This is a genomic window from Enterococcus sp. AZ009 (assembly GCF_050548785.1).
Lineage (GTDB): Bacteria > Bacillota > Bacilli > Lactobacillales > Enterococcaceae > Enterococcus_D > Enterococcus_D entomosocium.
In genome coordinates this window covers 25,466-51,113 of sequence record NZ_CP172960.1, presented here as the reverse complement: position 1 = coordinate 51,113, position 25,648 = coordinate 25,466, and the positions used below count along the sequence as shown (strand labels likewise).

Annotated in this window: 24 protein-coding genes and 1 other annotated feature; of the genes, 5 read left to right on the top strand and 19 right to left on the bottom strand. The window is 44.7% G+C overall.

Features of this window, described 5'->3' with window-relative positions; translation table 11 throughout:
• Positions 1 to 2 precede the first annotated feature (2 nt).
• On the bottom strand, positions 3 to 488 hold the full coding sequence (locus IGJ74_RS00235; protein ID WP_005226468.1) for a hypothetical protein: 486 nt from the start codon (positions 486 to 488) through the stop codon (positions 3 to 5).
• Between the two features lie 258 nt (positions 489 to 746).
• Here IGJ74_RS00235 and IGJ74_RS00230 point away from each other — a divergent pair, with 258 nt between their 5' ends.
• Positions 747 to 2,120, top strand: coding sequence for an MFS transporter (locus tag IGJ74_RS00230; protein ID WP_016619499.1), 1,374 nt, complete (start codon positions 747 to 749; stop codon positions 2,118 to 2,120).
• A 125-nt stretch (positions 2,121 to 2,245) separates the two neighbouring features.
• Here IGJ74_RS00230 and treP read toward each other — a convergent pair whose 3' ends face one another.
• The gene (gene treP / locus IGJ74_RS00225; protein WP_087664736.1) at positions 2,246 to 4,246 is read right to left on the bottom strand and encodes a PTS system trehalose-specific EIIBC component; all 2,001 of its coding nucleotides are present in this window, start codon (positions 4,244 to 4,246) and stop codon (positions 2,246 to 2,248) included.
• A gap of 336 nt (positions 4,247 to 4,582) precedes the next feature.
• Between treP and IGJ74_RS00220 the strand changes: the two genes are divergently transcribed.
• The 3 genes from IGJ74_RS00220 to treR are packed head-to-tail and all read left to right on the top strand — an operon-like array spanning position 4,583 to position 8,646.
• A complete protein-coding gene (locus IGJ74_RS00220) occupies positions 4,583 to 7,210 on the top strand; it encodes a glycoside hydrolase family 65 protein (protein WP_005232888.1) in 2,628 nt (875 codons plus the stop codon).
• Between the two features lie 14 nt (positions 7,211 to 7,224).
• Complete coding sequence (pgmB, locus tag IGJ74_RS00215) at positions 7,225 to 7,875, top strand: beta-phosphoglucomutase (RefSeq protein WP_005232889.1); 651 nt, start codon at positions 7,225 to 7,227, stop codon at positions 7,873 to 7,875.
• Positions 7,876 to 7,929: 54 nt separating this feature from the next.
• Positions 7,930 to 8,646, top strand: coding sequence for a trehalose operon repressor (gene treR, locus IGJ74_RS00210; protein WP_005226457.1), 717 nt, complete (start codon positions 7,930 to 7,932; stop codon positions 8,644 to 8,646).
• A 63-nt stretch (positions 8,647 to 8,709) separates the two neighbouring features.
• Here treR and IGJ74_RS00205 read toward each other — a convergent pair whose 3' ends face one another.
• The 8 genes from IGJ74_RS00205 to yfmF all read right to left on the bottom strand — a co-directional run bounded on the left by IGJ74_RS00205 (position 8,710) and on the right by yfmF (position 17,918).
• On the bottom strand, positions 8,710 to 8,838 hold the full coding sequence (locus IGJ74_RS00205; protein WP_005232890.1) for a hypothetical protein: 129 nt from the start codon (positions 8,836 to 8,838) through the stop codon (positions 8,710 to 8,712).
• A 110-nt stretch (positions 8,839 to 8,948) separates the two neighbouring features.
• The gene (gene rny / locus IGJ74_RS00200) at positions 8,949 to 10,523 is read right to left on the bottom strand and encodes a ribonuclease Y (RefSeq protein WP_005232891.1); all 1,575 of its coding nucleotides are present in this window, start codon (positions 10,521 to 10,523) and stop codon (positions 8,949 to 8,951) included.
• A gap of 242 nt (positions 10,524 to 10,765) precedes the next feature.
• Positions 10,766 to 11,809 carry a recombinase RecA gene (gene recA, locus IGJ74_RS00195; protein ID WP_008376737.1) on the bottom strand — a complete coding sequence of 348 codons (1,044 nt, stop codon included), beginning with the start codon at positions 11,807 to 11,809 and terminating at the stop codon, positions 10,766 to 10,768.
• Positions 11,810 to 11,911: 102 nt separating this feature from the next.
• Complete coding sequence (locus tag IGJ74_RS00190; RefSeq protein WP_005232893.1) at positions 11,912 to 13,150, bottom strand: competence/damage-inducible protein A; 1,239 nt, start codon at positions 13,148 to 13,150, stop codon at positions 11,912 to 11,914.
• 127 nt (positions 13,151 to 13,277) lie between these two features.
• A complete protein-coding gene (pgsA, locus tag IGJ74_RS00185; RefSeq protein ID WP_005232894.1) occupies positions 13,278 to 13,859 on the bottom strand; it encodes a CDP-diacylglycerol--glycerol-3-phosphate 3-phosphatidyltransferase in 582 nt (193 codons plus the stop codon).
• Between the two features lie 132 nt (positions 13,860 to 13,991).
• A complete protein-coding gene (locus tag IGJ74_RS00180) occupies positions 13,992 to 14,894 on the bottom strand; it encodes a helix-turn-helix domain-containing protein (protein ID WP_005232895.1) in 903 nt (300 codons plus the stop codon).
• Between the two features lie 464 nt (positions 14,895 to 15,358).
• Positions 15,359 to 16,657, bottom strand: a complete 1,299-nt coding sequence (gene yfmH, locus IGJ74_RS00175; RefSeq protein WP_005232896.1) for an EF-P 5-aminopentanol modification-associated protein YfmH — start codon at positions 16,655 to 16,657, stop codon at positions 15,359 to 15,361.
• Complete coding sequence (yfmF, locus tag IGJ74_RS00170) at positions 16,650 to 17,918, bottom strand: EF-P 5-aminopentanol modification-associated protein YfmF (protein ID WP_016611660.1); 1,269 nt, start codon at positions 17,916 to 17,918, stop codon at positions 16,650 to 16,652. Before yfmF ends, yfmH begins: the two co-directional genes overlap by 8 nt.
• A 161-nt stretch (positions 17,919 to 18,079) precedes the next feature.
• Here yfmF and mscL point away from each other — a divergent pair, with 161 nt between their 5' ends.
• Positions 18,080 to 18,526 carry a large conductance mechanosensitive channel protein MscL gene (gene mscL / locus IGJ74_RS00165; RefSeq protein WP_005232898.1) on the top strand — a complete coding sequence of 149 codons (447 nt, stop codon included), beginning with the start codon at positions 18,080 to 18,082 and terminating at the stop codon, positions 18,524 to 18,526.
• A gap of 96 nt (positions 18,527 to 18,622) precedes the next feature.
• On the opposite strand, the gene IGJ74_RS00160 is transcribed toward mscL, so the two are convergent.
• The 9 genes from IGJ74_RS00160 to gltX all read right to left on the bottom strand — a co-directional run bounded on the left by IGJ74_RS00160 (position 18,623) and on the right by gltX (position 25,527).
• Positions 18,623 to 19,075, bottom strand: a complete 453-nt coding sequence (locus IGJ74_RS00160) for a GNAT family N-acetyltransferase (RefSeq protein ID WP_005232899.1) — start codon at positions 19,073 to 19,075, stop codon at positions 18,623 to 18,625.
• 61 nt (positions 19,076 to 19,136) lie between these two features.
• Complete coding sequence (locus IGJ74_RS00155) at positions 19,137 to 19,382, bottom strand: Veg family protein (RefSeq protein WP_005226417.1); 246 nt, start codon at positions 19,380 to 19,382, stop codon at positions 19,137 to 19,139.
• An 87-nt stretch (positions 19,383 to 19,469) separates the two neighbouring features.
• A complete protein-coding gene (locus IGJ74_RS00150) occupies positions 19,470 to 20,033 on the bottom strand; it encodes a sigma-70 family RNA polymerase sigma factor (protein ID WP_016619444.1) in 564 nt (187 codons plus the stop codon).
• Positions 20,034 to 20,128: 95 nt separating this feature from the next.
• Positions 20,129 to 20,647: an NYN domain-containing protein gene (locus tag IGJ74_RS00145; RefSeq protein WP_005232902.1), complete on the bottom strand. Its 519-nt coding sequence runs from the start codon at positions 20,645 to 20,647 to the stop codon at positions 20,129 to 20,131.
• Positions 20,644 to 21,483 (bottom strand): 23S rRNA (guanosine(2251)-2'-O)-methyltransferase RlmB, encoded by an 840-nt coding sequence (gene rlmB, locus IGJ74_RS00140; protein WP_005232903.1) that lies wholly within the window; start codon positions 21,481 to 21,483, stop codon positions 20,644 to 20,646. Before rlmB ends, IGJ74_RS00145 begins: the two co-directional genes overlap by 4 nt.
• A complete protein-coding gene (locus tag IGJ74_RS00135; RefSeq protein ID WP_218193017.1) occupies positions 21,449 to 21,871 on the bottom strand; it encodes a Mini-ribonuclease 3 in 423 nt (140 codons plus the stop codon). The genes rlmB and IGJ74_RS00135 overlap by 35 nt, the downstream gene beginning before the upstream one ends.
• Complete coding sequence (gene cysS / locus IGJ74_RS00130; protein WP_005232905.1) at positions 21,868 to 23,280, bottom strand: cysteine--tRNA ligase; 1,413 nt, start codon at positions 23,278 to 23,280, stop codon at positions 21,868 to 21,870. Before cysS ends, IGJ74_RS00135 begins: the two co-directional genes overlap by 4 nt.
• On the bottom strand, positions 23,273 to 23,809 hold the full coding sequence (gene epsC / locus IGJ74_RS00125; RefSeq protein WP_034872105.1) for a serine O-acetyltransferase EpsC: 537 nt from the start codon (positions 23,807 to 23,809) through the stop codon (positions 23,273 to 23,275). The genes cysS and epsC overlap by 8 nt, the downstream gene beginning before the upstream one ends.
• A 65-nt stretch (positions 23,810 to 23,874) precedes the next feature.
• Positions 23,875 to 24,073 (bottom strand) — a binding site (T-box leader).
• Positions 24,070 to 25,527: a glutamate--tRNA ligase gene (gltX, locus tag IGJ74_RS00120; protein ID WP_005232907.1), complete on the bottom strand. Its 1,458-nt coding sequence runs from the start codon at positions 25,525 to 25,527 to the stop codon at positions 24,070 to 24,072. (Overlaps the previous feature by 4 nt.)
• Between the last annotated feature and the right edge of the window lie 121 nt (positions 25,528 to 25,648).

Genomic DNA, 25,648 nt, shown 5'->3' with positions numbered 1-25,648 from the left:
GATTATTCCCCTAGTACTGGCTGTTCTTGCACAGTGCCAATAGGAAACAAGGCGCGAAACACCCGGCGAACGATTGGGCCTGCAATGAACAATTGCAACGGCAATGCGACAATCACATTTTTCCCAATGTTGCTTAGCCAATTGACGAACACCGAGTGATCAGGGTTTGGATGCATCAACGCACCAAAGAGTGACATACAGATCACCATGCCGGCGATCATCAATGAAGAAATCAAACCGATTTTTTTCCAAGTAGCTGATTGATGGTCCAAAAATCGAAATGCCAAACCTTTTGCTGGACCCGAAACAATGAACCAATCCAAAATAAAGGCGACACAAAGGGCTAATGGCAATTCATTCCACGCCAATTGGAATGCCAATGCAGAAACACCGACTTGGAACATGAGGTTGTAAACACTCATAAAATACACCATGAAAATACACATAAGTGTCGTATAGATCAAACTTTCTTTTTTGTTGATGGGCATGTTACAACTTCCTTTCTCTTTTTCGTACTCGACTATTCTAGCAGAAGAAAATTTTTCGTGTAAGTAAAAGTTTGAAAACTTTCAAAAAAGTTTTTTGCTATTTTTTTATCCACTTCTCTTGACACTTTCTTATGAAGTCAGTAGAATAGCGATAGATTAAATCGTACAGATAACAAGCGGGTTCGCTTGTCGAGAGAGAGGCGGTTTCTATGAGAATAGAAACGGTCTCTTTTTTTGCGAATTTTTAGAGGTGAGAATATGGAAAACAACAAAAAACTCGTGGGGGCGATCCTCGCAACCGGATTGATGTCATTTGCAGGCGTGCTGATTGAAACAGCCATGAATGTAACGTTTCCGACATTGATCGATCAATTTACGCTTTCAACATCCGATGTCCAATGGGTGACGACCATCTACTTACTGGTCATCTCCATCATTGTCCCAATATCGACCTACCTTTTGAAACGCTTCTCATTGAGAACCTTGTTTCTAGCTGCCAACGCCTTCTTCCTTGTTGGCTTGGTGATCGACTTTTTATCGCCGACGTTTGCCATTTTGCTGATTGGCCGCTTTTTCCAAGGTGCCAGCACAGGGATCGCACTGCCTTTGATGTTCCACATCATTTTGACTTACTCCCCCTTTGAAAAACGGGGAGCGGCAATCGGCTTAGGGAATTTGACCACTTCCATCGCTCCAGCGATCGGACCGACATATGGGGGCTTATTGACCGCCCATTGGTCTTGGAATGCGATCTTTCTTTTCTTGATCCCAGTCTTGCTGATCTCCCTAGTACTCGGCCTTTACTCGATCCCTAAAACGGCTGGGGCAAAAGACACTTCCCTGGATTTACTGAGTGTATTAGGAATCGTCTTGATGTTCAGCGGCTTCTTATTGTTCTTGAATCAAGTAGGCACCTTAGCGAGTCTACTGCCGCTGCTTTTCGGTTTCATTGGTGCTGGCTTGTTTTATCAACGTTCAAAAGGTCCAAACCCTTTGATTCGTTTGGCTGTTTTGAAAAACCGCAGTTTCAGTTTGTTTCTTTTCGGCTTTCTCGTTTGTCAGTTCCTTTTACTGGGCATTTCCTTTGTCTTGCCGAACTTTGTCCAACTCGTCTTGGGAAAAGATGCCTTTACTGCAGGATTAGTTATGCTTCCTGGGGCGGCCATCGGGGCGGTCCTTGCGCCGATCTCTGGTCGGTTGCTGGATAAAGTTGGACCGAAAAAACCGATCCTGTCTGGTTTGACTTTGATTGCCATTGGTTGGCTTGCCTTAGCCCTTGTTTTGCGTTCGCCTTTCATTTGGAGCCTAGTTGCCGGACATGTCTTTTACATGATCGGGATCGGCTTAGCCTACAGCAATATGATGACCACCGGCTTAAACAAGCTGACTCCTGCGTTGTACGCGGACGGTAATGCGATCTTTAATACGCTGCAGCAATTTTCTGGTGCAGTGGCGACGGCTGTGGTGGCGACCATTATCAATTTGGCACAAAATGCGACGACCGATTACACCCAAGGGACGGTCATCGGCTCTCAAATCGCCTTATTCTTTTTGTGGGCCCTAGTCTTACTGACTTTCCTATTAACGATCAACTACTTCCGCAAAAACACCGACAAAAAAGCTGTCAGCTAACTGCGGCTTTTCCCATTGAAAAACAACGAAAAAAAGCCGCCCTCCCTTGAGGACGGCCCATAAAAAAATCCGCTTCCGATCCCCCTTCTTAGTCAAAGGGCGCTCTCGGAAACGGATTATTTTTTTTAGTTTAATTCAGCTGAACCAACCGCTGTTTTGGCTGTCACTGTGCCTGTAGTCGTCAATGAAAGCTGACGCACTTTTTCGGCATTCGTGATGACCGTCAAAACATCTGTCTGTTTGCCAGCTGCGATAACGGCATCTAGATCCATCACTGCAAGCTTCGTTTCTGGTGTGACCGTATCACCTTCAGAAACAAGAACCTCAAATGGCGCACCTTTTAGTTCTACAGTATCCAAGCCCATGTGGACGAGAACTTCCGCGCCACCAGGCGTTAAAATCCCGATTGCATGTTTCGTTTCAAAAATGCTAGAGATCGTACCTGCAACAGGAGCATAAATCGTTCCGTTCGTTGGCTGAACAGCAAAGCCGTCACCCATCATTTTTTGAGAAAAGACAGGATCAGAAACTTCAGTGATGGCAACTACTTTCCCATCAGCTGGGGCATAAAGGGTTTCTTCTGTCGCTGTTGCAGTAGTTCCAGTGGAAGTCATTGGTTCAACCGATGCAGCAGTTCCATTAGCTCCAGCACCAGCTGTTGCTAACCCAGTGGCATACCCAGCGTCCGTTGCTGGTGTTGCTGGATCAATCTTATTAAAGATCCCTTGACGGCGGAATACGATCGTCAAGATGAAAGGAACCACGATCGCAATCAGCATCGCGATACCAAAGGCTAACCAACCGCCGCCTTCTGTTCCGTTGATCGCTAAAATCCCTGGCAGACCACCCACACCAATGGCATTGGCACGTACGCCCATCAAATTATTGAACATGCCTGCAAGACCTGAACCCACCATTGCCGCTACAAATGGATAGACATATTTCAAGTTGATCCCGAACATAGCAGGTTCTGTAACCCCTAAGTAACAAGAGATCGTTGCTGGGATAGAAACTTGCTCTTCTTTTTCGTTCCCACGGTGCAAGAAGATCACAGCTAAAACAGCTGAACCTTGCGCGATGTTTGATAGAGCGATCATCGGCCATAGATTGGTCGTACCGAAAGAAGAAATCAACTGCATATCGATCGCATTGGTCATATGATGCAAGCCGGTGATTACTAATGGTGCATAAAAGGCCCCGAAGAGGAGACTGAATAACCAGCTAACAGAAGAGGTCAATCCTGTATTTACAAAGTTTGAAATAATATCCCCTAACCACCAACCGATCGGCCCTAAAATCACGTGGGCTGCAAAAATCGTTGGCAACAGTGAGAATAGCGGCACAAAAATCATTGACACAGCTTCTGGAATATATTTTCTAAAGAAGATCTCCAGATACGCCAACATAAATCCGGCTAACATGGCAGGAATGACTTGCGCTTGGTAACCGATCTTATCGATTTGGGCAAACCCGAAATCCCAGAATGGAATATCGCCAGGTGCCGTCGTTGCAACCGCATAGGCATTCAGCAGCTGAGGAGAAACCAATGTGATCCCTAAAATGATCCCTAAGATTTGCGTCGTTCCCATCTTACGCGTGATACTCCAGGTGATTCCCACTGGTAGGAAGTGGAAAATCGCTTCTCCCGGCAACCATAAGAAATCGTTGACGCCATTCCAAAAAACAGAATTTGAAACGATCGTCCCATTACCAAAATCAATTTCACCTAATACATTTCGGAACCCTAAAATAAGTCCCCCTACAATAATTGCTGGAATAATCGGTGTGAAGATCTCGGCCAAAACAGCGATCGCCCGTTGGAGCGGATTCTGGTTTTTCTTCGCTATCGCTTTTCCTTCATCCTTCGAAACGCCTTCAATTCCTGAGACTGCGCTGAAGTCATTGTAAAACGTTGAGACATCATTGCCAATAATGACTTGGAATTGTCCCGCATTCGTAAACATCCCTTTGACACTTGGAATCTCTTCGATTGCCTTCTCATCTGCCCTTGACTGATCGTTCAAAACAAAACGCATCCGTGTCGCACAATGTGTTACTGCAGCGATATTTTCTTTGCCGCCGACGTACTCCAGCAGCTTCTCAGCATCATCACGATACTTCCCCATAATTGATAAACCCCTTTCATATACACTTGTATATATATGTTTTAATTACGCACTAATCATAACTGGATACATTTAAGAATGCAAGCGTTTCAAACCAACTTTTTCAACTTTTTCCATAAACAATACAAGTGAATAAAAAAGGGACCGTATTAAAACCTTGATAAATAAACGATTTTTAAAATTACTCATTGCTATAAAATAATATCGGTAACAACTTTATTTACTGTCCCCTCGACAAAAAAGAATAAAAAAACAGGTGAGATAAATTGAAATAGCTTACAACTTACGTTATAATCATTTTGCATGTATAGACAAGTTTAAAGGAGGACAACTATTGTGAATACGATTATATTGTCTAAGGAAGAATGGCTGTTAACGGATCAAACCGGTACGACCTATCCGTTTTCTGGGACAGACAGTGAACGAGTTGCTGCACTGACCGCGCAGCTGCAGAAAATGGAAGGTGGCGGGATCGTCTCTGAATCGCTGGTGTTTACGAATGAAGAAGGGACTTTTTCACTGGACCAATGGTTGACAGAAAAATTGAATCGTCCCTTTGTTTGCACCACGAAAGAACAGTATGAAGAAAAAAGTGCTGAAATTCCTTGGAACCTCGAATACTATGGCTACACCCCTGGTAAAGATGAATACTCGGTGGAGTCACTTTTAACCGTCGGCAACGGCTATCTAGGGCTGCGAGGCACGACGCCTGAGATGACCATTTGTGAAGCGAACTATCCAGGGCTGTATTTAGCAAGTCTTTACAATACGGTAGAATCGGATGTTTCTGGTCATACCATCAGCAATGAAGACTTCGTCAATGCACCGAATCTGCAAAAAATGTACGTGAAGATCGATGATGAAGTGATCGACATTGCCAACAATCAGCTTCTTTCCTTTAAACGGACATTAGATCTGAAGACCGGCTTGTTCCAATCAGTGGCAGAAATTGAAACAAAAAAACAAAAGCGTCTGCGAATCGAAACGAAGAAAATCGCCAATATGCAAGACGTTCACCAATATAGCTTGGTCTATCAGTTTACCCCGCTGAACTTTTCCGGTCCCGTTACCTTCGTCAGTGAAGCCGACGGATCGGTTTATAACTATAACGTCGCTCGTTACCGTAGCTTAACCAACCAGCATTTGACCGTGAAAGAGACAGCAGCTGAACAAAACAAAGCGCATTTAGTGGTCACCACTAACCAATCACAGATTACCGTTGTCCAATCCTCTGAACTGTTTTCACAGGACCTGCCATTGGCTGAGCTGCACGCTGAAACAAACGACCAGCTCGTCCGTCAGCAAGTAGCTCTTGAGGTGACGGAGGGACAAACTTATCGGGTCGAAAAATCAGTCACTGCTACCGCTTATCGCCAAGAGGATCCGCAACCGGCATTTACGTTTTCTTCCTTAGCATTACCTGATTTTGCGACGATGTATACCGCCTCAAAACAAGCCTGGGCTGAATTATGGGCGAAAGCGGCCATCGAAGTCACTGGTGACTTGATGTCACAAAAAATGCTGAATCTGCATACGTATCATCTGCTGGTCTCCGCAGCACCGAATGCTTATCAGGAGTCCTTAGATGCCAGTATCACTGCCCGTGGCCTACATGGTGAAGCCTATCGCGGTCATATTTTCTGGGATGAACTGTTTATCTTACCCTTTTACATTCTACATTTTCCTGACACCGCCAAAGAAATTTTGCTGTATCGCTACCGCCGCTTAGCTGCTGCCAAAAAAGACGCCCAAAAAGCCGGTTACCAAGGCGCCATGTTCCCATGGCAATCAGGCTTGGATGGCAGTGAGCAATCCCAAGAACTGCATTTGAATCCTATCAGCGGCGAATGGAAAGAAGACCACAGTCGCTTGCAGCGCCACGTCTCCTTAGCGATCGCTTATAACATTTGGCAATATTGGCACAACACACAAGACCGTCCCTTTATGGAACAATATGGATTAGAATTGATGTTAGAAGTCGCCCATTTCTGGCAAAGTGCTGCCACCTGGGATGATACTGCTCAACGTTACTTTATCGATAAAGTCATGGGACCAGATGAATTTCATGAAAGCTACCCAAATAGTGAACAAGGCGGCTTGAAAAACAACGCCTATACCAATATGATGGTAGTATGGTTGTTTGAAGAGATCGAGAACCTCCAACAACAACTATCAGCAGAGAGCTTCCAAGCAGTATTGGAGAAAACGGCTTTAACCCCAGCGGATATTGCTGCTATGGCAGATATTCGTACCAAATTAGGCTTAGAGATCGATCACGAAGGCATCATCGCACAGTTTGAAGGGTACTTCCAGTTGGAAGATCTGGATTGGGCTCACTACAAAGAGAAATATGGCAACATTTATCGGATGGATCGCATCCTAAACGCTGAAGGCAAGAGTGCTGACAGCTACAAAGTCGCGAAACAAGCCGATAGTTTGATGATTTTCTATAATTTCTCAAAAGAGCAAGTCAATCAAATTTTGGCGGATCTTTCTTACCAACTGCCAACAGACTATATTGAAAAAAATCTCCATTATTATTTGGCTCGCACCTCCCACGGCTCGACTTTGTCGCGGATCGTTCACGCTCAGTTAGCGGCAATGGTGGATGATCAGGAATTGGCTTGGTCGTTATACCAAGAAGCCCTCTCTTCTGATTATCGTGATATCCAAGGCGGGACCACGGCAGAAGGCATTCACGCCGGTGTCATGGCCGCTACGTTGTTTATTCCGTTAACCACTTTTGCTGGGATTGATATTCGAGAAGAGCAACTGCAGATCACACCAAACTTACCAAAAGCTTGGGACAGCTTAGCCTTTCAGCTAGAAGTTCGCGGCACCCGCTTTGCATTGAATGTTACACATGAAACATTGACGATCACCGCTGATCAGCCAGTCACGATCTTAGTGAATGGGCAGCAAGTTTCTCTAGAAGCAAAGAAAGAAGCAACGATTACTTACTAAAAGGAGTGTTACACATGAAAAAAGGATTTGTTTTTGATTTAGACGGCGTTATCACGGATACAGCTAAATACCACTACATCGCATGGAAAGAATTAGCTGCGGAGATTGGGATCGAGATCGATTTGAAATTCAATGAGCAGTTAAAAGGCATTAGCCGCATGGATTCTTTAGAGCGAATCTTAACACTAGGCAACAAAAATGATGCCTACACAGAAGTCGAAAAAGAAGCCTTAGCGACGAAGAAAAATACCCACTATGTACAATTATTACAAAGCTTGACTCCTGATGATCTATTGCCGGGGGTAAAGACGTTCCTTGATGAAGCCAAAGCAAAAAATATTCCTTGTGCCATCGCTTCGGCATCCAAGAATGCGCCGTTTATTTTGGACAAACTAGGTGTCATGCAAGACTTTGATACGATCGTTGACCCAGCAACCTTGAAAAAAGGCAAACCAGATCCAGAAATCTTTATCCAAGCAGCGCTAGCACTAGGCATTGAACCGGCAGAAGCAGTTGGGTTTGAAGATGCTCAAGCAGGGATCGACGGCATCAAAGCTGCTGGTATGTACGCGGTAGGCGTTTATTCAGGAGAAGAACTACACGGTGCCGATGTGATCGTTGAAAAATTGACGGATCTAAACATTGACGAACTTTTGGCGAAATAGTCGATTGCATTTCCAAATTGGCCTCGCTATAATAGCCAAAGAGGGGGCAATCCGATGAACAAGTTCAAAGAGATATTTTTAGATTTAGAACAAAAAATTCTAGCAAACGAATACCCTCCGCATTCTTTGCTGCCTAGCGAAAACCAATTGATCAAAACTTATGGTGTCTCCCGCGAGACTGTCCGTAAGGCATTGAATTTATTGCGGGATGCTGGTTATATCCAAAAGAAACAAGGGAAAGGTTCAATCGTCCTAGACTTGAATCGCTTTGATTTCCCGATTTCCGGCTTGACGAGTTTTCGTGAGCTGCAAGATACCCAACGCATTCCTAGTGAAACAAAGGTTGTCGAGATCCGTAAGATCGCCGTTTCGCCAAAGCTGCACGAGACCACTGGTTGGCCTGTCGCTTCTGAGGCATGGAAACTGATCCGTCAGCGGAGAATCGATGGAGAAGTGGTGATTTTGGATAAAGATTACCTTGATGCTTCTATCATCGAAGAGTTGCCAGAAAACCGAGCGAAAGTATCGATTTTTGATTACTTTGAAAATGATCTTGGCCTTGAGATCGCTTATGCACAAAAAGAAATCACTGTTGACCCCGTCAACAAAGAATTGCGGGATCTAATGGATCTGCGTCCTGAAGATCAGCATGTCGTTACGGTTCGCAGCCTCGTGTATCTAGAAGACACGCGCTGTTTTGAATACACCGAATCGATCCACCGACTGGATAAATTCCGCTTTGTGGACTTTGCCCGTCGACGCAAGATTTGATGGACGTATAGACGTGAAAAAGACAAAACAGACCTAGACTTCACCGAGAAGTCTGGGTCTTTTTTATGTTTCAATCCCCCCCTCTCGAGATGATGCTGGATCGATCCTTCCTCTTTTCGCCTCTGTCGCTAACGATTCATCCTTTTGCTTTCCCGGCGTTTGGCTGCCGACGAACAAAAAAGGCTCAATCATTTATGGGACTGATGAAAAGCACAGTTGATTTTGAACAACTCAGTCGTCCTTATTAACAGTCAGCCACACAAAAAAAGCAGTACCCTCTGAGAGGATACTGCTTTTGCTTGCTATTTGGCGTAATCCGTTGCGCGGGTCTCGCGAATAACGGTTACTTTGATATGACCTGGGTAATCCAAATCGTCTTCGATCTTCTTGCGGATGTCGCGAACCAATCGTACAGCATCCAAATCAGAAATCTCTTCTGGTTTGACCATTACACGGACTTCACGTCCGGCTTGGACGGCAAAACTGGAATCGACACCTTTGAAGCCGTTGGCGATATTTTCTAGGTTTTGCAAGCGGCGAATATAATTTTCCAATGATTCGCTGCGGGCACCTGGACGGGCTGCTGACAAGGCATCTGCGGCTGCAACTAAAACAGAGATAACCGATGTTGCTTCAACATCTCCATGGTGAGAAGCGATCGCATTGATCACCACACCATTTTCTTTGTATTTGGCAGCTAACTCAGCCCCGATCTCAACGTGAGAGCCTTCGATTTCATGGTCAAGGGCTTTCCCAATATCATGCAAGAGTCCGGCACGTTTGGCTAACTGGATATCTTCACCTAATTCTGCGGCAAGAACACCGGTTAGTTTTGCGACTTCGATCGAGTGGTTCAAGACGTTTTGTCCGTAGCTGGTACGGAAACGCAAACGACCTAAAATCTTGATCAAGTCTGGATGAAGGGTGTGAGCACCGACTTCAAAGGCTGCTTGTTCCCCATATTCACGAATATGCTCATCCATTTCTTTCCGAGATTTTTCGACCATTTCTTCAATTCGAGCTGGATGGATCCGGCCGTCTTGAATCAGTTTTTCAAGGGTCATACGAGCAATTTCACGGCGAATCGGATCAAATCCTGATAAGACGACTGCTTCTGGCGTGTCATCGATGATCAAATCGATCCCTGTCAATGTTTCAAGGGTCCGAATGTTCCGACCTTCTCTTCCGATGATTCGACCTTTCATCTCATCATTTGGTAATGATACGACCGATACCGTGGTTTCAGACACTTGGTCTGCGGCACAACGTTGGATTGCTAGGGACAAGAGATTTTTTGCTTTTCGATCTGCTTCTTCCTTCGCACGCTGTTCAGATTCTTTGACCATGATCGTTAATTCATGGTTCAATTCCTCTTCCGTTGATTTCATGATCAACTCTTTTGCTTCATCTCTAGACAGCGCGGCGATGCGCTCTAATTCTTTCTGTTGTCCATCGATTAAGTTTTCTACTTCTTTTTCTCGCTCGTCAATTAATTGTTGTTTCTCACTAAGTCTGCCTTCTTTATCTTCAAGTGAGCGTTCTCGTTTTTCCAAAGAATCGTCCTTACGATCAAGTACTTGTTCTCTTTGGAGTAAACGATTTTCTTGTGATTTTAAATCAAGTTTGCTTTCTTTCAACTCACTTTCAATCTCTGACCGATACTTCTGATTTTCTTCCTTAGCTTCTAACAATGCTTCTTTTTTAAGAGTTTCTGCTTCTTTCTTAGCGCTTTCGATAATTCCAGCTGCAGAATTTTGGGCGCCGTTGATTTCTTTCTCATGACGAGATTTCGTCACATAAACTCCTAATCCAAGACCGACAATTAAACCGATGATAGCGAGGAGAATGTAAAGTAGTTCCAATGAATCCACCTCCATACTATCTTTTTAAATATTTTGTAATTTTGATTAACAAAGGATAACAAAATTATCAATTCGCTACTTCTTATGTGGAAATCCACATACGTTTATTCTAATGTTTGAACACAAGAGTGTCAACTTTAAATAATAAAGTAAACTTTCGCAACCCTTCCTTTTTACGGATGTTTTTTCAACAATAGATGAATCTAGCAAAAAGCCACAAAAAAGCCAAACAACCTCGTTGTTTGGCTTTTCAAGACTTATTCGTCTAATGGTAATTCTTCTTGCGCTTCCTCGAGGGTTACGGTCTCTCCTGTTCCAATCCCGTAAGCATCGCGGACGCGAGCAGAAACTTCTAGCATCATTTCTTGGTGTTCACGCATATAGTTTTTGGCGTTTTCACGACCTTGACCGATGCGATCCCCTTTATAGGCATACCACGCACCGCTTTTATCAACGATGTCTTGTTCCACGGCCATATCCAATAATTCACCTTCTTGTGAAATACCTAGACCATACATCATGTCGACTTCCGCTACTTTAAATGGTGGCGCTACTTTGTTTTTGACTACTTTGATCTTCGTGCGGTTCCCTATGATATCTGTACCGGATTTCAATTGCTCAGCACGACGTACTTCCAAACGGATGGTTGAATAGAATTTCAACGCACGTCCACCAGGTGTCGTTTCTGGATTCCCAAACATGATCCCAACTTTTTCGCGAATTTGGTTGATAAAGATCGCGATCGTTTTCGTTTTGTTGATGGAACCAGAAAGTTTCCGTAATGCTTGTGACATCAAACGAGCTTGCAAACCAACGTGGGTATCACCCATTTCACCATCGATCTCCGCCCGTGGGACTAAAGCTGCTACCGAGTCAATAACTACGATATCAACCGCACCACTTGAAACTAAGGCGTCAGCGATCTCTAATCCTTGTTCCCCTGTATCTGGTTGTGATAACAAAAGATCATCGATATTTACACCTAATTTTTGCGCATACTGAGGATCTAACGCATGTTCGGCATCGATAAATGCTGCTGTTCCGCCATTTTTTTGGACTTCCGCAATGGCATGTAAAGCAACTGTCGTTTTACCAGAACTTTCTGGGCCGTAAACTTCTACGATCCGTCCTCGTGGGTAACCACCTACACCTAATGCAACATCCAAGGCCAATGAACCACTTGGGATCGTTGAAATTTGTTGATCAACTTTTTCGCCAAGCTTCATGATGGCACCTTTACCATAGTTCTTTTCAATCTTCTTTAGTGCAGCATCTAAGGCTGCTTTACGATCATCTGCCAAACGGATAATCCTCCTTATATTCATCACTTTCGTGTGTCGTTCATAAGATAATAATAGTCCTTCTGAAGGGAAATTGCAAGAAAAAACGAACAAACATTCGCATTAATTTAATAATTCCTTACGTATTTGATTTAAGCCTGCCATGACAGCACTATGCCGAATATAGGCGCGGTCGCGGTTGAAGTGATACAGCTGGCTTGAGACGCCTTTGTCAGAAGCTAAGGCGATCCAAACAGTGCCTTTGGGCTGGCCTTCTAGTTCGTCTGGACCAGCAACACCGGTGAAGGCCACCGCATAATCGGTCTCTGCTTGTTTGCGGGCATAGACGGCCATTGCTTCCGCACACTCCTGACTAACAGTCCCATAGCTTTCTAAAAGCGCTGAATCGATGCCTAAGAGCTTGCTTTTTGTTCCAGCAGAATATGTCACGAACCCACCGGGAAACACCTCAGAGACGCCAGGAATCCCTCCTAAGGTCGCTTGAAACAAACCAGCGGTCAAACTTTCCGCTGCGGTGACGGTTTTCTTTTTCTCGATTAGTAGATCGACGACTGTTTCTGCCAGCGAATTTTGTTCCCCATATCCATAGAAATACGCACCGACCCGTGCTTGGACGGTTTCTTCTAATGCATCCAATTGTTTGATTCCTTGCGCCTCATCTGCGGTTTTGACCGTCAGACGCAATGTGACCTCATTGGGTTTGGCATAAGGGGCGATGGTGGGATTGACTTGGTTCTCGATCAAATCGGCCAATTCTGTGACCAACGCCGATTCCCCGATCCCGTAATAGCGCAAAACGCGAGAAAGCAAGACTTCTTCTTGGGGAAACTGCTCTAACAGAAGTGGTTTTGCGTGGGTAAGAAACATCGCCTGCAGTTCACTTGGCGGTCCTGGCAGCAGCAAATAACTGGTAGCGGCTGTCTGATAAAAAATCCCGATCGCTAGTCCATTGGGATTTGGCAAAGACACACCGTCTTTGAAGACTAAGGTCTGCCGCAAATTGTTTTCCGTCATCCTCCGTTGACTGTTTTCAAAGAAGGCTTTCAATTGGTGATAACCTGGTTCATCTCGCACTAATTCCTGTCCCACATGGCGGGCAGTGACTTGTTTCGTCAAGTCATCGTCGGTGGGCCCTAAGCCGCCGCACAGCACGATCAAGTCGCTGCGTTTGTCGGCGATCGTCAGCAATTCCTCTAAGCGATTGGGGTTGTCCCCGACAACACTATGATAAAAAACATCGATCCCTAGACTTGCCAGTTCTTCTGACAAGAAGGTCGCGTTCGTATTCACCACCTGTCCTAAAAGTAATTCGGTCCCGACTGCAATAATTTCTGCTTTCATTCTTTTACTCCTTCATTTATCAGATACGTAAAAGTCTTTCATATTGACAAAAAAAGTCCAGAAAACTTCTGAACTTTCGTGACTTGTATCCTTGTTTTTATCGCTTCTTTATCTAGATCTAGAACTTTTACATAGAATCTTTAAAAACATTCGTATTTTTTATGAAATAATCGACCCCGGAATAGATCGTGAAGATCAGGCATAGATACAACATGATTTGATCGACAGGTAAACCGATCATTGAAAAGGGAATGTTGTTCAAGAACAAGAAAATGATCGCAACCATTTGTGTCGCGGTTTTGATTTTCCCCGGCCACGCAGCAGCCATGACTTCGCCACTTTGTTCCACTAACAACAAGCGTAAACCTGTCACTGCCAACTCACGGCAAACGATGATCGAAACTACCCAGCCTGGGGCTTTGTCTAATTCGACCAGCATGATAAAAGCCGTCATGACGAGCATTTTATCTGCTAACGGGTCAGCAAACTTCCCGAAGTTGGTAACAAGGCCTCTGGAACGAGCGATCTTGCCATCTAGCCAGTCCGTAATGCTGGCTGCCGCAAAAAGGATCGCTGCAATAAGGTGCGTGTTTTCTAATTGTGTCGTACCAACGGTCATCGTGCCAAGATCGATCGGCAAAACCAAGACCAAAATAAAGATGGGGATCATAATGATCCGTAATACAGTTAATTGATTGGGTAAATTCACGAAATAGACTCCTCTCTGCCGACTATTGTACGAAATAACGGCAAATCATGCCACTACTTCTGCTTTTCACCAGTCGGGTGCAACAGATAACTTTTTAGCTAATGATACCTCAATAAGGCGCATTTGTCAGATTTATGCCGCATCGTCTTGGTATTCAATCACGAGACGGACCGTCTTTTGTAACAATTCAAATTGTGGATCAGAAAAGTCCACTTCCTGTCCATTGGCCTTGATGGAGATATTTTGGCTTGCTCCCAGGGTCAAAGTTGCATTCGTGGCGCCTTCTGGCAGCGTCATCGATTGCGTTTCCCCCGCTTGTAGAGTGTATTGGTACACATAAGCGTTGTCAACTTGTACACCGACCCAACAAGAAGCATCTAGCCCAGTAAATGCTAATTCAATAGGGTTTTCCGCATCTTTCATCGTGATCGTGATCGACGATTGCGTCGAATCACTGGCAGTCATCGTCATTTTCGCTTCGCTGGATTCCGTCGTACTTGATGACTCCGTCGCTTCACTCGAAGTACTGGTTTCTTCCGTACTTGTCGTGGTGGAAGCTGTAGACGCCGAATTTTCTACCACGAGAGAAGAACTCCCTTGGATCATTGGTGTTGTATTACGGTCTTGCCAAGCCATGTAGCCCACGATACTCACGATCGTAATGGCAACCAGGCCTAATAGAATCATCGGCAAATAGCGGACGACAAATGAGCCGCTTTTTTCTTCTACGTGCTGTGCTTTTCGTGAGCCGCTGACGGTTTCAGGCTGCGGTCTTTTTGGTAAGGGGGCGTCTAACGTATCTTTGCCATCAAAAACGGCCACCAATTTGTCGCCGTCTTCTCCAACCGCTGCTGCATATTGGCGAATAAACGCGCGGACATAAAAAGTGCCTGGCAATTGATCAAAACGCTCCGCTTCAATTGCTTCTAAATAGCGTTTTTGGATCTTTGTCATTTGTTGTAATTCAATCAATGAAATGTTCTTATCTAAACGGGCTTGCCGTAATTTTGCTCCAATCGTTGTTTCGTTGGCCACTCGATCATCTACTCCAGTCTTTTATTCATCTTTAAAAAAAGCCCTAAAATCGCTTCGCTGCTTGTCGTAAGGTCAGCAAAGCTGCTCTATCATTTTAAAACAGGGGTTCCCTGTATCAGTCAATAAAAAAAACTCCGTCACGCCGATTTCCATCTGGGCGCGCCGTCTACTAAATATAACATTTTTTCCGTGATTTTTTGCAAAAAAACAAAAAAAGATTTTGCTTCAATAATTAAAGAATACCATAAAAGAAAAAGTCTGAGGATAGCCTAACCACAACTCGCAAACAAATTTTAATACTTTTCGCCAAATTGGCATCAAAATGCAAGAAAAAACCACCCTTTGACGCAAAAAGAAAACACTGAATGATCTAGGAGGTGGGCAGCCCTTGAGCTGTTGGGCCTTCCTCCTTGAATCATTCAGTGTCGCTTAAATGACAGCTGTTTGACAAAACCAGCCTTCGCTTAGGCTTTTTCCGTTGGATACATGTAAAAACGGCTAAACGCTTTAGGATCGATAAAGGAACGAGCCGCTTGCTGGACATCTTCCAAAGTGATCGATTGGATCACCTCTGGCAGATCAAAGAGCGTCGTTTCACCGAATAAGCTTTGGGTAAACTGGTTTGCAATAAACTCCAATGAGTTCAGTGATTGGAAATATTTCCCTAGCATTTTCTTCTTCAATAACGTCAAGTTTTCTTCATTAATCTCTGGGTCGTGCTGGAAATTCATTAAGATCGCTTCGATCTCTGCCAACATTTCTTTTGGCTCTTCAGAATCCCCCGAGAAATCGGCAAAGTAAAAGCCGCGATCCAAGTTCACTTCAAATCCAAACGTGTCATCGATGATGCCTTGATCATACAGACGCAAATAATTGGCGGAAGTATTGCCCAAAACCAATTGGCAGAAAAGGTTCAACGCATTTTTGAAGCGTAAGAGCTCTCTTCCTGATTCCGGCAGTTTGTTCAAGTCCCCTTTGATCCCTAACACGCCTTTAGCACGTGTCACTGGCATGGTAAGACTTGATTCTGCTTGAATATCGGCAAAGGTTTCTTCAGGAAACTGGCGAATGATCGCTTGCGTTTCTGGAAAGGTCTTGGCCGCTTGATTGGTCCGAATCCACGCCATCGTTTCTTCCGGATCGATGTTGCCTACCACAAAAAGTGTCATGTTGCTTGGGTGATAGAAGGTATTGTAGCAAAGATACAAGTCTTCTGCGGTGATCTGCGCAATGCTTTCCACCGTACCAGCGATATCGATATGCAGGGGGTGCTTCGGATACAAATTTTTGATGATGCCGAAAAACTGCTGCCAGTTCGGATCGTCATCATACATTTGGATTTCTTGGCCAATGATCCCTTTTTCTTTTTCGACGGTTTCTTCTGTGAAATACGGGGCTTGAACGAAATCGATCAACGTTTCAAGGTTCAGCTTGATTTGATCGGTTGCCGAAAAAAGGTAGCTGGTTTTCGTGAAACTGGTAAAGGCATTGGCAGAAGCCCCCTGCTGACCAAAGGTTTGAAAGACATCGCCGTCTTCTTTTTCAAACAGTTTGTGCTCTAGAAAATGGGCAATGCCATCTGGAACTTGATGCAATGCTTCGGGTGAAAACCCGAAATGATTGTCGACAGAGCCATAGTTCGTACTGAAAAGTCCGTAAGTTTTATGGAAATCGGCTTTTGGCAGCAAATAAACTTTCAAGCCGTTTGGCAATACTTCTTCATAAAGGGTCTCATTGATTTGCTGATAGACTTTTTTATTCATGGGTCGTCTCCTTATCCAGGAAGAATACAGCTTGCAAGGACACGTTTTTGGCCAATGCTTGGACATCTGCTACGGTCACTTGAGCCAATTTCTGCATAAATTCATCTTCCGTCATTTTCGTATTCGGTACCCACTGATTCAGATAGGCTGTTTCGATCAGTGCTTGTGGGTTATCCAACGAAAGCAAGTACTGGTTTTTCAACATCGCTTTTGTTTGTGCCAGTTCTTCCGCTGTGACTTCGCCACGCTGCAAGCTTTGCAGCTGTTGTTCGATCAATTTGAAGACCTTGTTGCGGTTTTTGCCGTCGATTCCTGTTTGGACCGACAAGTACCCGCGAAACGTATCGATACTGCTGGAAGCATAATAAGCCAAACTTTCTTTCTCTCGGACATTCATAAACAGTTTTGAATGAGGGAATCCGCCAAACAACCCGTTGAAGACCATAAAGGCGATCCGCTCGGCTTGGTCATAATACACGCCAGTATGATAGCCTAAGTTCAATTTGGCTTGAATGATTGGTTCCCGCAAGATTTTCTCGCGAATGATATTTTCCGCCGCTTGCTGATAAAAGACCGGTATTGCTTGGTCTGGCCGATCGGTAAAGGCCATGTTCTGGAAAATCTCCGCGACTTCTGCTTCAACCACATCGCCGATCACAAAAAGATCGATTTGGTCATTGTCCATCATTGAGCGATAGGTTTGGTAAAGCTCTTTTGCGGTCACAGCTTCTAAGTCTTGGGGACGGCCAAAGCTCGGATACTTCTGATTCTGATCGTTTTCGAAATACAACTCTTGCAGCCCTAAAGAAGCCAATGCTTGCTTATCTTCTGCCACGCTGTTCATATAGGCGATCAAGTTGTGCTTTTCGATGGTAAAGTTCTTTTCCTCAAATTGCTCCTCGTGGGCATTCGGATGGAACAAAACTTCTGCTAAAAAAGCGGCTGCTTGCGGCAAGACTGCTTCATCTGACACATACTTCCCGTTGACAAAGGACATCGCTGCATTGATTTGATGCAGATTGCCCCGTTTGTTGACATTCATTCCGAAGCTGGCACCGTAAAGCTCCGCCAGTTGACTGCTAAATGCGGTCTGCGTCGGATAAGCCAAACTAGTCGTTTCTAATAAACTAGTCAATAAAGTCCGTTTGGCGGTCATTTCGGCCTGCAATGGTGCAGTGAACCGAACGAAAAAACGGATCGTTTTATACTTTTTGGTCGGCAGCACCGTTAACCGAACACCTTTTTTTAATTCAATAGACATGTGACACCCCTTCTAGAAGCAAAATTATCTCTTCAATTATAGCATAGCTGACAAACTTTCTCCTTGGCTCATTGATCAAACCTGCTGCAGCGAGCGTTTTTTTTTATAAATCTTGCATTTTTCGCTATACTGTCAGTAAGATTTAGAAGGGAGGATACAGGATGATTAAAGAATTTAAAGAATTTATTTTACGAGGAAACGTCATTGACTTGGCGATCGGGGTCGTAATCGGGAGTGCCTTCACCGCAATCGTCACTAGTTTAGTTGAAGGATTGCTGACACCATTGGTTTCATGGATCTTATCACTCTTCGGTAACGCCGATGCCTTTTCTGGCTTGGTCTTTGAACCCGCCAAAAATGTAGTCTTTGATTTTGGCCGCGTCATCACTGCCATTATTACGTTCTTGATTACCGCATTTGTCTTGTTCTTGATTGTCAAAGCAGTGAACAAATTACGCAATCTGAAACAACAACCTGAGGAAGACGAAGTACCAGAAATCACTGCAGAGGATTATTTAGAAGAGATTCGTGATCTTTTAAAAGCGCAAACGCCTACTGCCAACACCGTTGATCCACGTCCAACATCATTGGACGATACGATCAGATAAGAAACCGGCTCTTTGTCATTAAGGACAAAAGAAGCAATTCGGATTCATCCGATCCATCAATCATAGCACTAAAAGAAGCAAGCACGGCGAACCTCTCTAGAGAGTCGCTGTGCTTGCTTCTTTTTTCATCCCGACATGCAGGATCCCGTCTTCATAAAAAGGCGGTGTAATGGTTTTAAAGCCATACTGGCCGTAGAATTTTTCTAAGTGGGCTTGTGCTTCGATCTCAATAGGCAAAGCCGGATAACACTGCTCAATGCGATGCAAAACTTCTTTGATCAGACGATGGCCTTCTTTTTGCCCCCGGTATGCCGGTGCCACAATGATCCGACCAAAATGCACCGTTTGTTCCTGCTGGAAAATACGGGCATACGAAACGACCTGCCCGTCCTCATCAAGGGCCCATAAATGTTTGGCCTGTGCATCGATCGCATCGATCTCCTGATACGCACACGCTTGTTCCACCACAAAAACTGCTGTGCGCAAACGGGCAAGTTGATAAAACTCCACCCCAGTCATTTCCCCTAACTCTTTTAGAAAAAACGCCATCCCATCACTCCTTATCTTGTTGAACCAAAAAAGAGTCAACAAAGTGTCAACTCTTCTTGTTTCAAACAGCTTCCGATAAAAATTCAATCTCAACAGTTCTGGTTAAAATATCTGAATAACTATAAGAAACCCGCTCGAATGAATTCTCGTTTGGATCCAAATCTACAACAAAAACTGAAGGATAAGTTTCTGTCAAAACGCCGCGACGTTCAGTTTGACGCTTACGTCCAGTCTGAGCAACTAGCATAATCTCACTACCGATACGGCCTTCTAAATCTTTCTTGATTGTAGCTAAAGTTGTTGGCATCGCATTCACCTCGAGCATCATTATACCACGAAATGCAGAAAATTTCAAGTTTACCATAAAATAATTCTACTTTCAATAAGATTTTTGTTAAACACCCTTGATAAGCGCTATCAACTTTGTCCGTCCGCGACTGAAAGCGCTTTTTATTTTTTCGTAAGACAGCTTTTCTTGAGCCGCAATCTGATCAAGTTCTAATCCTTTTAAATAATTCATTATAACCATTCTTTCTAAAGACGATAAACTTTTCGGATACTCTACCAACGATTCATTAACAAACAAATAGGTCTCTGCAGTTTCCGCGCAGCGATTATGATCGGTCAAAAACCGATTGCCTTCCTGTGAAAGCTTTTCTTCCAGCGAGCAGGCATCGACTTGGGCTTTGCGTTTTTGGGCATGCTGCGCCCGCAACAAGCTGCAGATACGGTTTTCAAAGGATCGCTTAAACAAGATACCCAGCGTCGTTCCTTTGTCCTGATCGTAAGTCTTTAGACACTTATTAAAAACGATCCGACCTTCTTGCAGCCAATCATCTAAGTCATAATCCCGCAGATAATATTTTTTATGCAAAATCTCAACGATCGGTCGATATTTTCTGAACAACTCTTCAAATCTATCAGAAGGGTGTGATACTTGTCCTTCTTCCCTGCGCATCGATATCACTCCTTTTGTTTTTGCTTCATTTGCTACAAAAGGAGCGTATCATAAATGGCTGGGACATCTTCTAATTTACCAGACCAACTTTGTCCCTAACTAAGGTCGCGCAATTTCTTTTCAAGTTCAGCTAATTGTTCCGGTGACCAAGGGGAATTGCGCCGGAAATTTTCAAACCGCAAATCGGTTTGATGCTCGTGGATGTCTTTTTCCGTTTTTTCCACGCTTTTGTACAATTCCCGTGCCGAAGTTCGTAAGGCACCTTGAGAGAAGATCACCCACTGTTCGGCTAAATCGCTGGTAGCGACGGTGACTTGCGTCAATCGATTGTTTAACTCACCAGCGATTCGTTCAATGTAGCTGTCGGCGGTCTCTCCTTCTTCGGTAAAAATAACTTCCAGCTGATATTTGGTGTAACTTTGTGTCACACCAGGCACCAGTTGGGCATCAAAAACAACGATGATTCTCAAGCCTTCATATTTTGCATAATTCGATAGCCGGTTCAGCAAAGCTTCTCTCGCATCTTCTAAACGGTCCTGATTTTTCAAAAGAACCAGCTCCGGCCAAGCGCCAATCATATTGTAGCCATCCACGATCAGCAAAGGGGTTTTCATTGGGATGCCCCATTTCGGCTAGTAAAGGCCTGATACATCAACAAGCCTGCCGCCACACTGGCGTTCAAGCTCTGCACGTGCCCGGTCATTGGGATCGTCAGCATTTGATCCACTTCTTTTTTCAAACCTTCCCCCATGCCGCGACCTTCGTTACCGATGATCAAACCGACCGCCCCTTGGGCATTCCATGTGCGGTAATCACTGCCACTCATATCAGTACCGAAGATCCAAAAACCAGCTTTTTTCAGCTGCTGGACTGCTTGGGTCAAGTTGGTCACTCGAGCCACAGGGATATGTTCCACTGCGCCGGTCGATGTTTTCACCACGATCGGCGTGATCCCCACCGCACGGTGTTTCGGAATGATGATCCCGTCTACGCCGCTGGCATCAGCGGTTCGCATGATGGAGCCGAAATTATGGGGATCTTCTAGATTATCTAAAATCAGATACAGCGGCTGTTCTTTCGTTTGGGCCAACAATTCATCCAAGGTCAAATACTGGTAAGGGGTGATCGCCAAGATCATGCCTTGATGGACCCCTTGGTCACTCATCGTATCCAGCTTTTGTTTTGGCACCCATTTGACAGGAACTGCCTGTTCCCGTGCCATTTCTTTCAGACGATCGATCTTTTCTCCCCTTGCCTCTTCAGAAAGAAACAGCTTGTTGCCTCGCCCTTCTTTCAAGGCTTCAGCAACCGCATGATAGCCAAAGACAAAATTATCTTCGATGGCTTCTCCCTCGGCTTCTTTGCGGCGATCCGGTCTATTTTCTTTTCTAGCTTCTGATTGGCCAGCTGTTTTTTTATTTGGACGCTTTCTTTGCGGTTTTTCTCGCATCTTCTTCTCCTACTTTCTTTATACACCAGTCTACCAGCTCGTCTAAGCGTTCTTTTTGCTGCGTGAGGTGCAAATACCCGATCAGCGATTCAAAGCCAGTAGCGATGCGATACGTCGTGACATCGGCATTTTTGGCACCCGTATGACTTTTACTATTACGGCCGCGACGATAAAAATCATGTTCTTCTTCGGTCAAGATCTCTTCATCCAACATCTTTTGGATCAACGCTGCTTGGGCCTTGGCAGATACATAGTGGGTCGCCATATGGTGCAGTTGGTTTGGTCGGGTTTGGCCTTTGGCGACTAAATAATCGCGAATATAGACTTCATAGACCGCATCCCCCACATAGGCCAATGCCAAACCATTCAATTGTTTATAATCTCTCATACTTCTCGTCTCCATCGGGTTCCTTGCGGGGTATCTTCTAAGATGATCCCTTGTTCTTTCAACTCATCACGGATTTGGTCGCTGCGGGCAAAATCTTTGGCTTTGCGGGCGGCGATTCGTTCATTGATCAGCTGTTCGATTTCTTCATCTAGCAATTCTTCTGATACAAAATAAATCCCGAAAATCGTCAGCCATTCGCTGAACTTGGCTAATCCAGCGGTTAATAAAGCCAAGTCTGTTTCTGGGTCTTCGCTAGCTAAGTTCAGCCACTTCGCCAATTCATAGACCACTGTGATCCCATTAGCCGCGTTGAAATCATCGTCCATTTCTTTGATGAAACGTTCTTCAAATTCTTCCAGAACCGGTGCATTGACTTCCTCATCGCTGGCTTGATAGTGACTGCTATTCAAGCGGAATTTGGCATTTTCATAGGTCGTACGCAATTTTTGCAGATTGGTTTGTGCTTCATGCAAGGTAGTCTCGCTGTATTTGATTGGTCGGCGGTACTGAGTCGTTGCCAAAAAGAAACGCAGCACCTGTGGATCAACTTTTTTGACCATCTCATGCACCGTGACGAAGTTGCCCAGCGACTTACTCATTTTTTCTTCGTCTTCACCGATCGTCACATAGCCATTATGCATCCAATAGTTGGCAAAGGTCTTGCCGGTTTTTGCCTCGCTTTGGGCGATCTCATTTTCATGATGAGGGAAGGTCAAGTCTTGTCCGCCTCCATGAATATCGATGGTCTCGCCTAGGTGTTTGGTCGCCATCACCGAGCATTCGATATGCCAGCCGGGACGGCCGGCTCCCCAAGGAGATTCCCAAGCGATCTCATCGCCTTTTGCCGCTTTCCACAAAGCAAAATCCAACGGATCTTCCTTGATTTTTTGTTCTTCACCGGTTCGCTGGCTTGCGCCGACTTCCAGCTCGTCGATGGATTGGTCGCTTAATTGCCCATAGTGAGCAAATTTACGGGTACGGTAATAAACATCGCCATTGACTGGATAGGCATAGCCTTTTTCTACAAGAGCAGCAATAAAGGCAATGATGTCTTCAATATGATCCATCACACGAGGATTCATCGTAGCAGGTTTGACATTCAGCGCTGCAGTATCTTCATTGAAGGCGTTGATAAAACGCTCTGCCACTTCTGGGGCCGTCGTACCTAATTCTTTTGCTGCACGAATGATTTTATCATCGACATCGGTAAAATTCATCAAATAGTCCACTGTATAGCCGCGGTATTCGAAATAACGACGTACGGTATCAAATGAAACAGTACTGCGGCCATTCCCGATATGGATATAGTTATAGACGGTGGGTCCGCAAACATACATTTTTACTTTCTTTTCTTCCAATGGCTGAAACACTTCTTTTTCTCGTGTCAGCGTATTATAGATTTTAATCATCGTGGGTAACCTTCTTTCCTTTGATTCGAACGATCTTTGCCGGGATGCCGACAGCAGTTGCTTCTGCGGGGATATCCTTCAAAACCACTGCATTGGCGCCGATCTTTGCATATTCACCGATCGTGACAGGACCTAAGATCTGCGCATGGGCTGAGAGAAACGCACCGGTTTTAACCGTGGGATGACGCTTGCCCCGCTCTTTGCCGGTTCCCCCCAGGGTGACTCCGTGAAACAAGACGACATCATCTTCAATGATCGCCGTTTCCCCAATCACGACCCCCATCCCATGATCGATAAAGACCCCTTGGCCGATCTGGGCACCAGGATGAATCTCGATCCCGGTCAAGAAACGCCAAAACTGGGCCGTCAGTTTTGCCAAAAAATACCAGCGATGCTGAAACAAAAAGTGCGCCCAACGATGCCAAAATAAGGCATGGAATCCCGGATACGTGATGATGATCTCCAACGTTGATCGCACCGACGGATCGTGTTTTTTTGTTGCCGCAATTGCTTTTTTGAACCAAGTCATCTTCTCACCTGCTTTATCCAAACTTCTTGATACGAAAAAAGCGTCTTTCAAATAAGTTTCCTTATTCAAAAGACGCTTTTTTGCGTGGTCCCACTTTTGTTCGCAGTTCGGCACTGCCTTCAAGCGGGTAACGTCCGCTGCTTCGTCTTTGACTTGCGCCAAAGCCACTCCTAGGTGCATTTCCTAGCCTTTTTTGACCACTCTCACCTTCCGTGGCCTCTCTGAAAAAAATCGGCTAGTACTTCGTCTATTCGCTGTGTTTATAACACGTTATTCAAATGATCAAGGGCTTTTTCTTTCCCTAATAATTCAACGGTATCCGGTAGTTCTGGTCCATGGGTTTGGCCTGAGACCGCCACGCGGATCGGCATGAATAAATTCTTGCCTTTGATGCCTGTTTCTTTTTGGATCTCCTTGATAGCTGCTTTGACTGCTGCAGCTTCAACAACTGGCATCGCCAGCAATTTTTCTTTAAAGGCTGTTAAAACCGTCGGTACGGTTTCCCCTGCCAAGACTTCTTTGGCTGCATCATCTAATTCAGGATGTTCTTCGAAGAACAATTCCGAAAGATCGACGATTTGAGCCGCAAAACTCATTTGTGGTTGATACAAGGAAACGATTTTTTTCAACCAAGCAGCTTTTTCTTCGGTCAATGTTTCTTCGATGCGGCCAGCTTTTACCAAGTAAGGAACGCACATTGCCGTCAATTCATCCAAATCCATTTGTTTCATGTACTGGTTATTGACCCATTCCAATTTCTTGGCATCGAAGGCAGCTGGTGATTTGCTCAACCGTTCAGGATCAAAGATTTTGATCAATTCTTCTTGAGAGAAAATTTCTTCCTCCCCAACTGGTGACCAGCCTAAAAGTGCAATAAAATTGAACATAGCATCTGGCAAATAGCCCAATTCACGGTATTGCTCGATGAATTGCAGAATCGATTCGTCCCGTTTGCTTAATTTTTTCCCAGTTTCGCTATTGATGATCAATGTCATGTGACCGAATTCCGGTGCTTGCCAGCCAAATGCTTCATAGATCATCAACTGTTTTGGTGTGTTGGCGATGTGGTCATCTCCACGCAACACATGGGTGATTTTCATATGATGGTCATCCACTGCTACTGCAAAGTTGTAGGTCGGCATGCCATCACGTTTTTGGATGACAAAATCGCCACCGACATTATCTGATTCAAAAACGATCTCGCCTTTGACCATGTCATGGAATTTGTATTCAGTATTGCGAGAGACACGGAAACGAATCACTGGTTTCAAGCCTTGTGCTTCTTTTTCGGCTTGCTCTTCCGGTGTTAAGTTGGCACATTTCCCTGCATAATGAGGCATTTCGCCACGCGTTCTTTGGCCTTCGCGTTCGGCTTCCAACTCTTCTTCCGTACAATAACACTTATACGCACGATTGCTTGCGAGCAATTGATCGATCAGTGGTTGGTAGATATCGCCGCGTTCTGATTGACGATACGGCCCATATTCCCCTGGATTTTCAGGTGATTCGTCCCAATCCATCCCTAACCATTGCAAGTTTTCAAGCTGGCTTTTTTCACCATCTTCAATGTTTCTTTTTTGATCGGTGTCTTCGATTCGGATAATAAATTCACCGTCATTGTGACGAGCAAACAAATAATTGAATAAAGCCGTCCGAGCATTCCCGATGTGTAAATGTCCTGTTGGACTTGGCGCGTAACGTACACGTACTTTTGTCATTGTTTTCCTCTTCCTTCATCTGATTTCCAAGCCAGCCAAGCTGCTTGGGGCTTATTGTTCAGTTTAGTGGGAAAGACCCGCGTAAAAAACAGAACCCTCAAGTTGAATTGTACAATCAATA

Bases quoted from the DNA above. Each gene is read 5' to 3' on its own strand.
- IGJ74_RS00235 (WP_005226468.1), bottom strand. From the start codon at position 488: ATGCCCATCAACAAAAAAGAAAGTTTGATCTATACGACACTTATGTGT.
- IGJ74_RS00230 (WP_016619499.1), top strand. From the start codon at position 747: ATGGAAAACAACAAAAAACTCGTGGGGGCGATCCTCGCAACCGGATTG.
- treP (WP_087664736.1), bottom strand. From the start codon at position 4,246: ATGGGGAAGTATCGTGATGATGCTGAGAAGCTGCTGGAGTACGTCGGC.
- pgmB (WP_005232889.1), top strand. From the start codon at position 7,225: ATGAAAAAAGGATTTGTTTTTGATTTAGACGGCGTTATCACGGATACA.
- treR (WP_005226457.1), top strand. From the start codon at position 7,930: ATGAACAAGTTCAAAGAGATATTTTTAGATTTAGAACAAAAAATTCTA.
- IGJ74_RS00205 (WP_005232890.1), bottom strand. From the start codon at position 8,838: ATGATTGAGCCTTTTTTGTTCGTCGGCAGCCAAACGCCGGGAAAGCAA.
- rny (WP_005232891.1), bottom strand. From the start codon at position 10,523: ATGGAGGTGGATTCATTGGAACTACTTTACATTCTCCTCGCTATCATC.
- IGJ74_RS00190 (WP_005232893.1), bottom strand. From the start codon at position 13,150: ATGAAAGCAGAAATTATTGCAGTCGGGACCGAATTACTTTTAGGACAG.
- yfmH (WP_005232896.1), bottom strand. From the start codon at position 16,657: ATGAATAAAAAAGTCTATCAGCAAATCAATGAGACCCTTTATGAAGAA.
- yfmF (WP_016611660.1), bottom strand. From the start codon at position 17,918: ATGTCTATTGAATTAAAAAAAGGTGTTCGGTTAACGGTGCTGCCGACC.
- mscL (WP_005232898.1), top strand. From the start codon at position 18,080: ATGATTAAAGAATTTAAAGAATTTATTTTACGAGGAAACGTCATTGAC.
- IGJ74_RS00160 (WP_005232899.1), bottom strand. From the start codon at position 19,075: ATGGCGTTTTTTCTAAAAGAGTTAGGGGAAATGACTGGGGTGGAGTTT.
- IGJ74_RS00155 (WP_005226417.1), bottom strand. From the start codon at position 19,382: ATGCCAACAACTTTAGCTACAATCAAGAAAGATTTAGAAGGCCGTATC.
- IGJ74_RS00150 (WP_016619444.1), bottom strand. From the start codon at position 20,033: ATGCGCAGGGAAGAAGGACAAGTATCACACCCTTCTGATAGATTTGAA.
- IGJ74_RS00145 (WP_005232902.1), bottom strand. From the start codon at position 20,647: ATGAAAACCCCTTTGCTGATCGTGGATGGCTACAATATGATTGGCGCT.
- rlmB (WP_005232903.1), bottom strand. From the start codon at position 21,483: ATGCGAGAAAAACCGCAAAGAAAGCGTCCAAATAAAAAAACAGCTGGC.
- IGJ74_RS00135 (WP_218193017.1), bottom strand. From the start codon at position 21,871: ATGAGAGATTATAAACAATTGAATGGTTTGGCATTGGCCTATGTGGGG.
- cysS (WP_005232905.1), bottom strand. From the start codon at position 23,280: ATGATTAAAATCTATAATACGCTGACACGAGAAAAAGAAGTGTTTCAG.
- epsC (WP_034872105.1), bottom strand. From the start codon at position 23,809: ATGACTTGGTTCAAAAAAGCAATTGCGGCAACAAAAAAACACGATCCG.
- gltX (WP_005232907.1), bottom strand. From the start codon at position 25,527: ATGACAAAAGTACGTGTACGTTACGCGCCAAGTCCAACAGGACATTTA.